Genomic DNA, 12,327 nt, shown 5'->3' with positions numbered 1-12,327 from the left:
ACACGCGACGAATTGGAAGTCAGGGTCGAGCAGCGCACTCGCGAACTTCAGGAAAGCGAAGAACGCTACCGAACCTTGATCGAGACCATGAACGACGGCCTGACGGTGATCGACGACAATGCCCGGTTCACTTATGCCAACCAACGCTTCTGCGAGATGCTCGGCTACTCGATCTCGGAAATGATCGGCCGTCCGGTCCGAGAATTCTTTGACGAAGCCAATCGGCGTATCCTCGACGAAAACCTTTCCCACCGCCGCGAAGGTGCCCGGGCGATGTACGAGTTGTCCTGGCAACGCAAGAACCGCAGCCTCGTCCCCACCCTCATGGCACCCCAGCCCCTGTTCGGCGCGGATGGGGCGTTCCGCGGCAGTTTCGCCGTGGTGACGGATATCACCGAACTGAAGGAAGTCGAACGGGCGCTGCGCGAGCAGGGCAACGCGGTGCGACTCCTTCAGACCGTGGCGGCGGCGGCCAACGAGGCCTCTGGCTGGCGTGAAGCCTTCCGGGTGGCCTTGGCCGAGATCTGCCGTTTCGCTGGCTGGCAGTTCGGCCACGTCTATCTGATCGACGGCGACGATCCGGAGCTGCGTCTGGTTCCCTCGGGCCTTTGGCACGTGGAAGGCAGTACCGGCGTCGAGTCCTTCCGCGATGCGACATCGGCGTTCGCTTTCCAGCGCGGCGAGGGATTGCCGGGCATGGTTCTAGCCGCGGCACGTCCCATCTGCCTGCCCGACGCCACTCAATGCCCGACCTTCAACCGGGGGCATCAAGGGTGGCTTCGGCTTGCCGGTGCTGTCGGGCACCGATGTGGTGGCGGTCCTGGAGTTCTTTTCCACGTCGCCGATGGAGGAAAACCCGGCGCTCACCGGCATTCTCCTCAACGTGGGGACGCAATTGGGGCGGGTGATCGAACGCGAGCGCGACCGCCAGGCGACCCTGGCGGCCAAGGAGAACGCCGAGGCGGCCAACCGCGCCAAGTCCGAATTCCTCGCCAACATGAGCCACGAGTTGCGCACGCCGCTGAACGCCATCATCGGCTTCTCGGATACCATCCGCTACGGCGCCTTCGGACCGCTGGGGAATATCAAGTACCAGGAGTATATCGAGAACATCTACGAATCCGGCGAGCATCTTCTCAGCCTTATCAACGATATTCTGGACGTCTCGGTGATCGAGGCCGGCCGCCTGGAACTGAGTATCGAAGTAGTGGAACCGGCCCGCATCGCCGATACCTCCCTGCGTCTGGTCGGCCAGCGGGCCGACAAGGGAAAGGTCCGGCTGGTCAACGCGGTCGGAGAGAACCTGCCGCGCCTGCGGGCCGATACCCGCCGGGTCAAGCAGATCCTGGTCAACCTGCTGTCCAACGCCGTCAAGTTCACCCCACCCGATGGCCAAGTCACCCTTGAAGGCAAGCTGGAGGCGGACGGAACCCTGCTGTTCGAGATTGTCGACACCGGAATCGGCATGGACGAGTCCGGGCTGGAAAAGGCCCTGCAGCCTTTCGGACAGGTGGATAGCGGCCTGGCCCGCCGCTACGAAGGCACCGGCCTGGGCCTGCCGCTCACCAAGGGCTTGATCGAGGCCCACGACGGCAGCCTGGAAATCCGCACCGCCCTGGGCCAGGGCACCACAGCCATCGTCCGCTTCCCGCCCGAAAGGGTGCTGCCGGCCTGACCCCTCATACCCGCCAACACCCGAACCGACTCGTTGGCCGGTATCGAGCGGCCATTGAGGCCGCGGCCAAGCGAGCGAAGTGAGCGCCCGGCGAGGGCCAAGAATGAAGATACCAACCGGTCAAATCATTCGCCGGTTGGTATCAGCCCGCCGCCAGCACCGCCAGCATGATCCCGCCGACGACGATGCGATACCAGGCGAAGGGGGCGAAGCCGTGGCGGCCGATGAAGGCCAGGGCGGCCTTCACCACCACCAGGGCGGTCGCCAGGGCGGCCGCGAAGCCGACGCCGATGACGCCCACGTCCCCGAAGTCGAGCGCCGCCCAGTTCTTGTAGAGCGAATAGGCGGTGGCGCCCGCCATGGTCGGGATGGCGAGGAAGAACGAGAACTCGGCCGCCGCCTTCCGCTCCACACCCGACAGCAGCGCCCCCATGATGGTGGCACCGGACCGCGAGACGCCGGGCACCATCGAAATCACCTGGAACAGCCCGATGCGCAACGACAGGCCGGCAGTGAAGTCATCGACTGCCAGATAACGCGGCTTGACCCGCATCCAGCGTTCGATAGCCAGGATGGCGATTCCGCCGAGCACCAGGGCCGCCGCCACCACCACCGGCGCGCCCAGCAGGCGCTTGATGAGGGGATAGGCGATGGCCCCGACCGCCATGGCCGGCAGAAAGGCCAGCAGCAGGTTGCGCACGAAAGCCCGTTCGCGGGGATCGTTCGCCAGACCCGCCACCGCCTGCCACAGGCGCCGGCGGTAGAGCAGACAGACGGCGACGATGGCGCCCAGTTGGATGACGATCTCGAAGGTCTTGCCCGGCGGCGCCGGAAAGCCCAGCAGATCGATCAGCAGGACCAGGTGCCCGGTGGACGAAACGGGCAGGAACTCGGTCAGGCCCTCGATCAGGCCGAGGAAGGCGGCGAGCAGCAGGGTCACGGTCGGGGCTCCGGCAAAAGACGGCGCCTCCGCCATCATTCCAGTGATACGGCGGCGGTCCGGGCGCGCGCCGAAGGATGGGCCTGGAAAAGCTGGGGGCCGCCTGGCAAGCCGGCGGCCCTCCGATATTCTCAGTCCATGTCCCTGTCAAACCCGCCCGTTTCCCGAAAGGCCTGAGACTTTAGCCATGGGCGGCCGTCCCGGTCAAGCCGGACTTGCGTACTATTGCCAATTCCCCATGGGAACCGGCAGGCAGGCGGAACAGGAAGGTCGTTCCCGCGCCCGGCACACTCTCCACCCAGATGCGTCCACCGTGGCGCTCGACTATCTTCTTGCAGATCGCCAAGCCGATGCCCGTGCCTTCATATTCCTTGCGGCCATGCAGGCGCTGGAAGACCATGAATATCCGGTCGAAGTGCTCTTTGGCGATGCCGATTCCGTTGTCCTCGACGGCGAAAACCCAGTAGTCGTCCCGCTTCTCGGCCCACACCCGCACCCGCGGGGCGACGTCGGGACGACGATACTTGAGAGCATTGCCGATCAGGTTCTGGAACAGCCTGACCATCTGGGAGTCGTCGACCACCAGAGTCGGCAGCGGCCCGGAGTCGACGGTAGCGCCCGTTTCGTCGATGCGGGCCTTGAGATTGGACAACGCCTCTTCCAGGGCGACGTTCAGATCGGCGGCCAGGAACTCCTTGCCGCGTGTGCCCACCCGCGAATAGTCGAGCAGATCCTTGATCAGACGCTGCATGCGACTAGCCCCGTCGACAGCGAAGCCGATGAACTCGCTCGCCTCCGGACCCAACTGCGTGTCGTAGCGCTTCTTCAACAGTCCCAGATAGCTGGTGATCATGCGCAACGGTTCCTGCAGGTCGTGCGATGCCACGTAGGCGAACTGCTGCAGTTCGGAGTTGGAGCGTTCCAGATCGGCCGAGCGTTCCGCCAATTGCCGTTCCGCTTCCTTGCGGGCCGTGATGTCGCGCAGATATCCGGTGAACAGCGGCGTCGCTTGGCCCTGCACCACGGTAATTGCTAGTTCGACCGGGAACTCCCCACCGTCCGCCCCGATGGCGGAGAGTTCAAGGCGGCGGTTGAGCACGGTGCCCTGCCCCGTGGCGATAAATCGCCGCAGTCCGGCCCGGTGGGCGTCTCTGTGGCGAGCGGGAACGATCAATTCCGCTAGATCCTTGCCGATCACGTCGGCACGGCGATAGCCGAAGACGGATTCGGCGGCCGGGTTGAATTCCACCAGACGCCCCTGGTGATCGATGGTGACGATGCAGTCCAGCGATGTGTCGATCACGGACCGCAGGATTTCCTCGCTGTGCCTCAGCCTTTCCTCGGCCAGCTTGCGTTCGGTGATATCGCGGACGATGGCGGTAAAGAAGGGCTTTCCGTCCATGTCCCAGCACGACAACGCCAGTTCGATGGGGAATTCCCCGCCATGCCGGCGCAAGGCGACGAATTCGGTGGGTTCCCCCAGGATGCGGGAGATGCCGGTTTGGGCGAAGCGGCTCATGCCTTCGCGGTGGGCTGACCGAAGCCGCTCGGGAATCAAGATGTCGACGTTGTGGCCCAGGATATCGGCTTCCTCATATCCGAAAACCCGGGCGGCGCCAGAATTCCAGGCAACCACCTGGCCGATGGCATTGGTCGAAACGATGGCGTCCACCGCCGATTGGCTGACCGAGCGGAACTTCATCTCGGATTCCCGGAGCCGCTGTTCAGCGCGCTTGCGGTCGCTGATGTCGTGGATGCTCCATCGCGATCCCATGAAGGCTTCATCGTCGGCGAAGATCGGCTGATAGGAGGCATTGGCCCATTTGATGGCGCCATTGCGGCAAACGATGCGAAATTCGACATCGGTGGCGAAATCGCCCCGGTGTGCCGCCTTCAGGTGGCCGGCGACCAAGCCCCGGTCGGCCTCATGGATGATGCCCAGGGGATAGTCCGGCATGGCCAAGCACTCGGCGACCGGATAGCCAGCCAGACGCTCCACCGCCGCGTTGATCCAGCGCGGTTTACCGTCGACATCCAGCCAACTTTCCCAATCGAAGGTATAGTCGGCGATGGCGCGAAAGCGCTGTTCGCTTTCGCGCAGTTCCAACTGCTTGCGTTCCAGATCCTGGTGTTGGCGCTGCAGAATGGCATCGGCTCGCCGGACCAGGAGCACCAGAAGCACGTACACAAATCCGAAAGCCCCGATGGAAACGAAAAAAGCCGTGATCTGGCTGGAGATGATGCGGTCCATGGTGCCGGTGGCATCGGAATAGACTTCCAAGACGCCCGCCAGCTTGCCGGCGGTATCGTGCACCGGCACGTAGGTCTCGATCACCCAGCGGTCCACGACTTCGACGTCGAAGGATTGGAACCGCGCGCGGAAGGACATCTCGCTTTGGGCTCGACCGCCCAAGGCGGCATCCACGAAGATCGGCTTGTCGCCGACCCGGTTGCCGACTTCCGAGCGAATGGGCGAATAGAGGGTGAGCCCGCTCAGGTCGTAAAGCTTGACCTTGAGAACCGGCAGGCCGGTGACCAGTGAACGCACCGCGATATCGATGGCCTTGAGCTCGCCGCGCTTTTGCAGCGCCTCGCGTTCCAGGCCGGCGACGCTACGGACAAAGGGCAGGAATTGCGGCCAAAACGTATTGGCGAAAGTCTGGACCAGGCGGACATTTTCCTCCTGGGTCAGCAACAGGTGTTCGTCAAGCTGATCCTCGCGGTACAGAAACCCGAGCCCGAGGGCCACGAGCAACAGCACGACGCCACTCGTCGCCGCGAAGTATCGCAAAAGCCTGAACATCGGTACCCTCGCCGCCGCCCGCCCCCGACCGGCATCAACACCGGGGCTTCCCACCCACCTTCCCCAAGACGGGCGAGCCGAAAGGGTACTTCAAGCCAGGGCGGAAAGCGAGGGCTTCCGGCCATCGCGTTAACTACTTATCGTTGAGAGTTATCGTCACGCATCTATCTCCACGCCTCATCCGTTCAAGATGGAGGGCGGCCAATGGATCGTCGGGAAAACGCTCCGCCAGATCGACGAAAGCATGGAACGCGTCCGGACTATTGCTTTCCAAGAGGGCGTAGGCCTTGCGGTAGGCAGCGCTTGCCTCGGTCTCGCCATCGGGAAGGGGCTCGAAGGCGGCAATGGCGTCCTGCTTGCCCTTCAGCAGGAGATTTCCCACCGGACGCCCCAGGAACCGCTTGCAGCGCCCCGCCGTTTCGCCGCTGACGCAGATCCGCGTCCCCAGATACTTGTTGGCCCCTTCCAGGCGCGAAGCCGTGTTGATGGCATCGCCATGGGCGCAGTAGTTGAACAAGATGTCGCCGCCCATGTTGCCAACAATCACCGAGCCGGTATGGACGCCGATCCGGGTCGTGCCCACCGCGTGGCCCTCGGTGCGCTTGCGCCGCGAGAAGGCGCTGGCGAAGGCATCCATTTCCAGGGCGCAGGCCAGGGCACGCTCGGCATGATCCGCCTGCGGCACCGGCGCGTTGAAGAAGAAGGCCGTGGCATCGCCGACGATTTTGTCCAGCGTCCCGCCATGGCGGAAGCCGATGCGGATCATCGCGTTGAGGTATTCGTTGAGCAAGGGGATCAATTCGCCCGGCTGTGCCTTTTCCACCAAGCGGGTGAAATCTTCCAGATCGGTGAAGACGAAGCTCAGCTCCCTCCGTTCCCCCCCCAACTGGAGCGTGGCGGGATGATTGATGATCTCCTCGACCAGATTGGGCGAAACGTAACTTTTGAAGGCCTCGCGAATCCAGCGCCGCTCGCCCTCGCTGTGCGCATGGCGGGTGACGGACATGACGATGTAGACCAGCAGCACGGTCATCGCCGGAAAGACGGGGTCGAACAGCAATCCGGTGGCGGAATAGAGCTGAAGCGATTGCGCGAAGGTACCCATGGTCGCCAGCCCCCAGATCAAAACCGACATCAAAGGGCCGAAACGCAGCATGAGGGCCAGAACCGCGAAGCTGAGCAGGCCGATGAAGGCGATCTCCGCGCTATCGGCCCAGTCGGGACGGATCAGATAGTCACGTTGCAGGATCTGTTCGGCGATTTGCGCCTGGATCTCCACGCCCGGCATCGCCCCCCCCAGGGGAATATAGCGCAGGTCGTGCAATCCCTTGGCCGAGGTCCCCACGAAAATGATGGCGTTCCTGATCTGCTCGGGACTGATCTCGCCGGCCAGCAGCTTCCAGGCCGGAAGGTAGCGTTCGCGCCGGCTGGGGGTGAAATGCAGCCACAAACGCCCCCGCCCATCGGTGAAAACCGGGTGGGCGCCAATGCGCAGGCCGCTGATCGCCCCCTCGCCGTCGAGCCCCAGGAAGGGGCCGGAAGCGGAAATACGGACCGATATCTCGTCCACACCCAGGGCGACGCGTACCGCTTCCGCCGCCAGGGAGGGGTAGACCTCACCGCCGATGGTCAGCAACAAGGGAAATCGGCGCACCACGCCATCCGTCTCGGGCCAGAAATCCTGGGCTCCCACGCCGCCCGCCGCGGCGACCAACGCCGGCAGCGCCGTCACGGCACCGTCGAAACGAAGGAAGTGCGGCCGCGGATCGCCCCGTGGAGCGACAATCCGGAATCTTGGCGGAGGCAGGGGATCGACCTCTCCCGAATCGGCGGGAGAAAATCCAAGAACCACCCTGCCACCGGCCACCGCCCGTTCGAGTTCCGCATCGTGATCGGGCAGGCGATCAATCAGGCTCTGAAAGGCCGGGCGCTCGGTTTCGGGAAGACGGGACAGAATGGACGATGGGGAACTGCGGTCCGGTTCGGCGAACAGGATGTCGAACGCGATGGCCTTGGCGCCCATGTCGCGCAGGCGCTCGACGATCTCCGCCTGCAGGTTGCGAGGCAACGGCCATTGCCCCAGGCGGGACAGGCTTTCCTCGTCGATATCGACAATTCTAACGGGAATAGGAGGGGACGGCTGGTAGGGACGCGGCTTCCACCGCTGGTAGGCATCGAACAAGGCGTGGCGCAGGGTCGACAGGAACACCGGGTCCTGGGCACGCAACATCACCGCCCCGAACAGGACCGCCAGCGTCAGCCAGATCGGAAACAGCCGCTTCATCGGGCCCCCTTGCGCCGTTGCCGCATCCTAGCTTGCGGCGGAACGACAGGGAAGACTCCGGTCTCCCCGGCCCGCCATCACCGGGAGCAGGGGCGAGCCCGGAGAGGAAGGAAAAGGCCACTCCCCTTTCCTCCCCCTATCGGTCGGGGGGAAACGCGTTCCCCTGGGTCAGCCGTGCAGACGTTTGTACTTGGCCTGCAGGTCATCCTTGGATTCCTGCCGGTCGGAATCGGGAGTGATACAGTCGACCGGGCAGACCAGGACGCACTGCGGTTCGTCGTGCGCGCCGACACATTCGGTGCAGCGATCCGGGTCGATCACATACATGATGTCGCCTTCGCTGATCGCTTCGTTCGGGCAGACCGGCTTGCACGCGTCGCAGTTGGTGCAGTCGTCGGTAATGATCAGGGACATGGCAGGGACTCCGCGTTTCTAGTTGATTCATGTGCCGCCGAAAATGGCCACTCATCCATAGCCGCAATCGGGCGGTCAGGCAACAGCCCTTCGGCAGCGCACACAAGACGAGCCCTCTTAAGAACAGGTCACAATGCTTTGAAAAGGCGACTCTATCCGTGGAGTTGGCCGACGCCGTGCCGGGGCGCTATGGTGCTCAGCGAAAAATGTCGGCGAGAAAATCGTCCGGCCCATCGCCGAAACAGAGCCGGTTGCGGCCCGACTGCTTGGCGCGATACATGCGACCGTCGGCGATCTCGATCAGGCGCTCCAGGGTCTCCGGATTATCGGCCAGGATTTCCGCCCGTCCCATGCTTGCGGTGACGGGTTTGCCGTCGGGCCGTGTGCCCAGGCCGGTCTCGGCGATCCGGTCGACCAGGGCGTTGGTACGATCGCCCGGCGCGTAGGGCGCGACGACCAGGAATTCCTCGCCGCCCCAGCGGATGAACAGGTCGACCTTGCGGATCGAGGCAATGATATTGGCGGCGGCGTCGCGCAGCACGATATCGCCCGCCTCGTGTCCATAACCGTCGTTGACCGACTTGAACTTGTCCAGGTCGAAGAAAATCAGGCTGAGCGGCGTCCGGTTGCGCTGGGCCAGCAGGAAGTATTTTTCCAGCAGTTCCTCCCCCGCCGCCCGGTTGAAGGCGCTGGTCAGATGGTCGTGAGACGATTTGATGATGATCTCGATCAAATAGTGTAACTGGCTCATGCCGGACATGACCGCCACGGCGGAAATCAGAACCAGCAACCAGACCAAGCCCAGTTGGGTGTCGCCTTCCATCAGGACCGCACCGAAGCGGCTGGCTATCAACTCGACGATCACCGCCGGTGCGGCGAAGGCCACCCCTTCCAGGGCGGTGAGCGGAAAGATGCTGAGGCCCGCCGCCATCACGAAGGGAAGGAAGGCATAGCCGGCCGCCAAACTGGCCGCCATCCCCGACAAGCCGCGGTCGGCTCCGGCGAAAAGAAAATGGGAATAAGCGAAAAATGCCGTCGGGATGGCGAACAGAATCGCCATCGAGAAATAGGCATCCAGAATGCGTTCTGACCGCTGGTAGGACAGCGACAACCCCAGGAATGCCACCGCGGCCACCACGCGGCCGACCGCCAGATTGGTCCAGAGTTCCGGCCAGAAGAAGATGATGTCGAGGACGATCCAGAGCGGCGTCAGCACCGCGAAGAAGATCGAGACCAGACGGACGCGCGAAATGATCAGGCTGGCCCGCTGCGCCGCCACCAGTTCCGACTGGTAGCGCGGCAGCATCAGCCCACGCAGGTCCGCTTGGCTTTCGCCAAGGATGCGCCTTACGACGTCACGGATCGCTGCCGTGCCTTGCTCTACAATTCCCATGCCCATGCCCGTGTCCTTTCGACACCCCCCCCGAAAGAACGTCGCCGCATCTTACAGATTGAGAAACTTCATGCAAGCATGCGACTTGTAATGGTTTTTCTATGTGTACCATTTACCATAGGAAATAGGGGGAATTGCCGGAATCTAGTCGGCGAGAACGGTTTCCGCCAGTCTCAGCCAGAAGGTGGCGCCCAGGGGCAGCACGGCGTCGTTGAAATCGAAGGCGGGATTGTGCAGCCCCGATTCGCTCTCTCCCCGCCCCGCCCCCAGCCAGACGTAGCAGCCGGGTGTCCGTTCCAGCATGTAGGAGAAATCCTCGGCTCCGGTGCTGGGCCGGGCGGCAACCAGCGCCCCCAGGGCCCCCGCCACGCGGGCGGCGGTCGCCGCCGGGCCGGCATGGTTGACGGTTGGTGGATAGCGCCGCTTGTAATCGAGGATCAGGCGGCACCCGTGTGCCGCCGCCGCGCCCTCGGCGATGCGGCGCAAATGGGATTCTGTGGCGTCGCGCACCTCGGGGCGGAAGCTGCGCACCGTTCCCCTGAGGATGGCCCGTTCCGGGATGGCGTTGATCGATTCCCCTGCCTGGAAGGCGGTGACGCTGACCACGACCCCGTCCAAAGGATCGGTGAGACGGGACGGAATGGTCTGCAAGGCCTGCACCACGGCCGCCCCGGCGATTATGGGGTCGACGGCCAGATGCGGCATGGCTCCATGGCCGCCCTTGCCCGCGACGACCATTTCGAAGGAATCGCAGGCCGCCATCACCGGTCCCGCAATTGCCGCAAAGCTGCCTTCGGGCAGGGCCGGCCAGTTGTGAAGGGCATAGATTTCGTCCATCGGGAAGCGTTCGAACAGGCCGTCACGGACCATGGCGTCGGCGCCGCCTTCCAGTTCTTCGGCCGGCTGGAAGACGAAGCGTACCGTGCCCTTGAACTTCCGGCTTTCCGCCAGGACCTTGGCGGCGCCCAGCAGCATCGCCACATGGCCGTCGTGACCGCAGGCGTGGGCGCGGCCCTGCACTGTCGACCGATGGGGAAGCCCTTCCGCCTCGACGATCTTCAGGGCATCCATGTCGGCGCGGAGACCGAGGCAAGGCCCCTCGCCCGTCGTCAGGCTGCCGACCACCCCGGTACGGCCGACGCCTTCCGTCACCTCGATCCCCCAGGAGCGCAGCTTTTCCGCCACCAGGGCGGCGGTCCGCCGTTCCTCGAAGGCGGCCTCCGGATGGGCGTGGATGTCTCGCCGCCACCGGGTCATCTCGGGAACCAGGGCGGCGACGGCGGGGGGAACGGGCATGGGAAGCCTCCTCGTGATATAATCAAGCTTGGCGCGGCGGCGAAAAACTGCAAGATTCTTCGCCGCCCCCATCGACTGTCCGGGACCCGAGGCCATGGCCGACACCATCATCCTGCCCAACGAAGGCGCGCTGACCGAGCGCGGCATCCCTTCCACCCTGGACCTGGAGGCCGAGATCGACCGCCTGCGCCGCGAGAAGAACGCGGTCATCCTGGCCCACTACTATCAGGACGGCGAGATCCAGGACTTGGCCGACTTCGTCGGCGATTCCCTGGACCTGTCGCGCAAGGCGGCGGCCACCGACGCCGACATGATCGTGTTTTGCGGCGTGCGCTTCATGGCCGAGGTGGCGAAGATCCTGAGCCCCGGCAAGACCGTCGTCATGCCCGACCACGAAGCCGGCTGCTCGCTGGAGGATTCATGCCAGCCCGGGCCTTTCCGCCAGTTCCGGGAAAAGCATCCGGACCACATCGCGGTCACCTACATCAATTGCTCGGCCGAGGTGAAGGCGCTGTCCGACGTCATCGTCACCTCGTCGAACGCCGAACACATCGTCCGCCAACTGCCGGCCGACAAGCCCATCCTGTTCTCGCCCGACCGCCACCTGGGAGCCTATATCGCCCGCCGGACGGGCCGCGAGATGACGCTCTGGCCGGGCTCGTGCATCGTGCACGAGCAATTCTCGGAACAGGAACTCGTCAAGCTCAAGGTCCGCCATCCGGCCGCCCCCGTCGTCGCCCATCCGGAATGCCCGGACGCCATCCTGAACCACGCCGACCACATCGGCTCGACCAGGATGATCCTGGATTACGTGCTGAAATCGGCGCAGCCCGAATTCATCATCGCCACCGAAAAGCACATCATCCACCAGATGGAAAAGGCGGCGCCGCACAAGATCTTCATCCCGGCCGCCGGGGCGGACGGCAGTTGCAACTGCGCCAGTTGCCCCTTCATGGCGAAAAACACCCTGGAAAAGCTCTACCTCTGCATGGTCAACGAGGCCCCGGCCGTCGCCATGCCGGAGGACCTGCGCCTGCGGGCGCTCAAGCCCTTGCAGCGCATGCTGGACATGTCGCCGCCGGCCCGGCCGGCCCGCCAAGATGCTGCCTGAGCCGCTGACCGAAGCCGACGTCCGCCGTGTCATCGACGCCGCCCTGGCCGAGGACGTGGGGACGGGGGACCTCACCTCCCTGTCGGTGATCCCGGCGGATACCCGCTTCGCCGGCACGCTGGCCGCCCGCGAAGCCCTGGTCGTCGCCGGCCTGCCCATCGCGGGCATGGTCTTTTCCGCCGTCTCGCCCGCCATCGCCTGGCAGCCGGAGGTGCAAGACGGCCAACGCCTGGCAGCCGGCGCCGTGCTGGCGCGGGTGGAAGGCCCGGCCCGCGCCCTGCTGACCGCCGAACGCACGGCGCTCAACATCCTCCAGCACCTGTCAGGCATCGCCACCCTGACGCGGCGCTATGTGGACGCCATCGAAGGCACCGGCACCGTGCTGCTGGATACCCGCAAGACCCTGCCGGG

10 protein-coding genes are annotated in these 12,327 nt (G+C 64.5%); 3 read left to right on the top strand and 7 right to left on the bottom strand.

Translation table 11 applies throughout. The features are described 5' to 3' along the window. A partial coding sequence (locus H7841_16360; protein MEO5338441.1) for a hypothetical protein occupies nucleotides 1-555 on the bottom strand: 555 nt, incomplete at its 3' end. A gap of 235 nt (nucleotides 556-790) precedes the next feature. Here H7841_16360 and H7841_16355 point away from each other — a divergent pair. After that, nucleotides 791-1,675, top strand: coding sequence for an ATP-binding protein (locus tag H7841_16355; GenBank protein MEO5338440.1), 885 nt, complete (start codon nucleotides 791-793; stop codon nucleotides 1,673-1,675). A gap of 142 nt (nucleotides 1,676-1,817) precedes the next feature. Here the strand turns inward: H7841_16355 and H7841_16350 are convergent, their stop codons facing one another. The 6 genes from H7841_16350 to H7841_16325 form a co-directional block, all read right to left on the bottom strand. Beyond that, entirely contained in the window at nucleotides 1,818-2,609 is a 792-nt protein-coding gene (locus H7841_16350; protein MEO5338439.1) for an undecaprenyl-diphosphate phosphatase, read from the bottom strand. Nucleotides 2,610-2,796: 187 nt separating this feature from the next. Further along, nucleotides 2,797-5,376, bottom strand: coding sequence for a PAS domain S-box protein (locus tag H7841_16345; GenBank protein ID MEO5338438.1), 2,580 nt, complete (start codon nucleotides 5,374-5,376; stop codon nucleotides 2,797-2,799). 175 nt (nucleotides 5,377-5,551) lie between these two features. Then, complete coding sequence (locus tag H7841_16340) at nucleotides 5,552-7,702, bottom strand: adenylate/guanylate cyclase domain-containing protein (protein MEO5338437.1); 2,151 nt, start codon at nucleotides 7,700-7,702, stop codon at nucleotides 5,552-5,554. Nucleotides 7,703-7,870: 168 nt separating this feature from the next. Continuing rightward, a complete protein-coding gene (locus tag H7841_16335; protein MEO5338436.1) occupies nucleotides 7,871-8,116 on the bottom strand; it encodes a YfhL family 4Fe-4S dicluster ferredoxin in 246 nt (81 codons plus the stop codon). Between the two features lie 196 nt (nucleotides 8,117-8,312). Next, the gene (locus H7841_16330; GenBank protein MEO5338435.1) at nucleotides 8,313-9,515 is read right to left on the bottom strand and encodes a GGDEF domain-containing protein; all 1,203 of its coding nucleotides are present in this window, start codon (nucleotides 9,513-9,515) and stop codon (nucleotides 8,313-8,315) included. A gap of 138 nt (nucleotides 9,516-9,653) precedes the next feature. Further along, the gene (locus tag H7841_16325; GenBank protein MEO5338434.1) at nucleotides 9,654-10,805 is read right to left on the bottom strand and encodes a M20 family metallopeptidase; all 1,152 of its coding nucleotides are present in this window, start codon (nucleotides 10,803-10,805) and stop codon (nucleotides 9,654-9,656) included. Between the two features lie 94 nt (nucleotides 10,806-10,899). Between H7841_16325 and nadA the strand changes: the two genes are divergently transcribed. After that, nucleotides 10,900-11,916: a quinolinate synthase NadA gene (gene nadA, locus H7841_16320; protein MEO5338433.1), complete on the top strand. Its 1,017-nt coding sequence runs from the start codon at nucleotides 10,900-10,902 to the stop codon at nucleotides 11,914-11,916. Further along, nucleotides 11,906-12,327 (top strand): nicotinate-nucleotide diphosphorylase (carboxylating) (locus tag H7841_16315; protein MEO5338432.1); only part of this gene is annotated, 422 nt, incomplete at its 3' end. The genes nadA and H7841_16315, both read left to right, overlap by 11 nt.

The organism is Magnetospirillum sp. WYHS-4, assembly GCA_039908345.1.
Taxonomy (GTDB): domain Bacteria; phylum Pseudomonadota; class Alphaproteobacteria; order Rhodospirillales; family GLO-3; genus JAMOBD01.
The sequence above is the reverse complement of the archived record's forward strand: the minus strand, read 5'-3'. Positions and strand labels throughout refer to the sequence as shown.

Coding starts and splice junctions, on each gene's coding strand:
- H7841_16330 (MEO5338435.1), bottom strand. CDS start 9,515: ATGGGCATGGGAATTGTAGAGCAAGGCACGGCAGCGATCCGTGACGTC.
- H7841_16325 (MEO5338434.1), bottom strand. CDS start 10,805: ATGCCCGTTCCCCCCGCCGTCGCCGCCCTGGTTCCCGAGATGACCCGG.
- H7841_16340 (MEO5338437.1), bottom strand. CDS start 7,702: ATGAAGCGGCTGTTTCCGATCTGGCTGACGCTGGCGGTCCTGTTCGGG.
- nadA (MEO5338433.1), top strand. CDS start 10,900: ATGGCCGACACCATCATCCTGCCCAACGAAGGCGCGCTGACCGAGCGC.
- H7841_16335 (MEO5338436.1), bottom strand. CDS start 8,116: ATGTCCCTGATCATTACCGACGACTGCACCAACTGCGACGCGTGCAAG.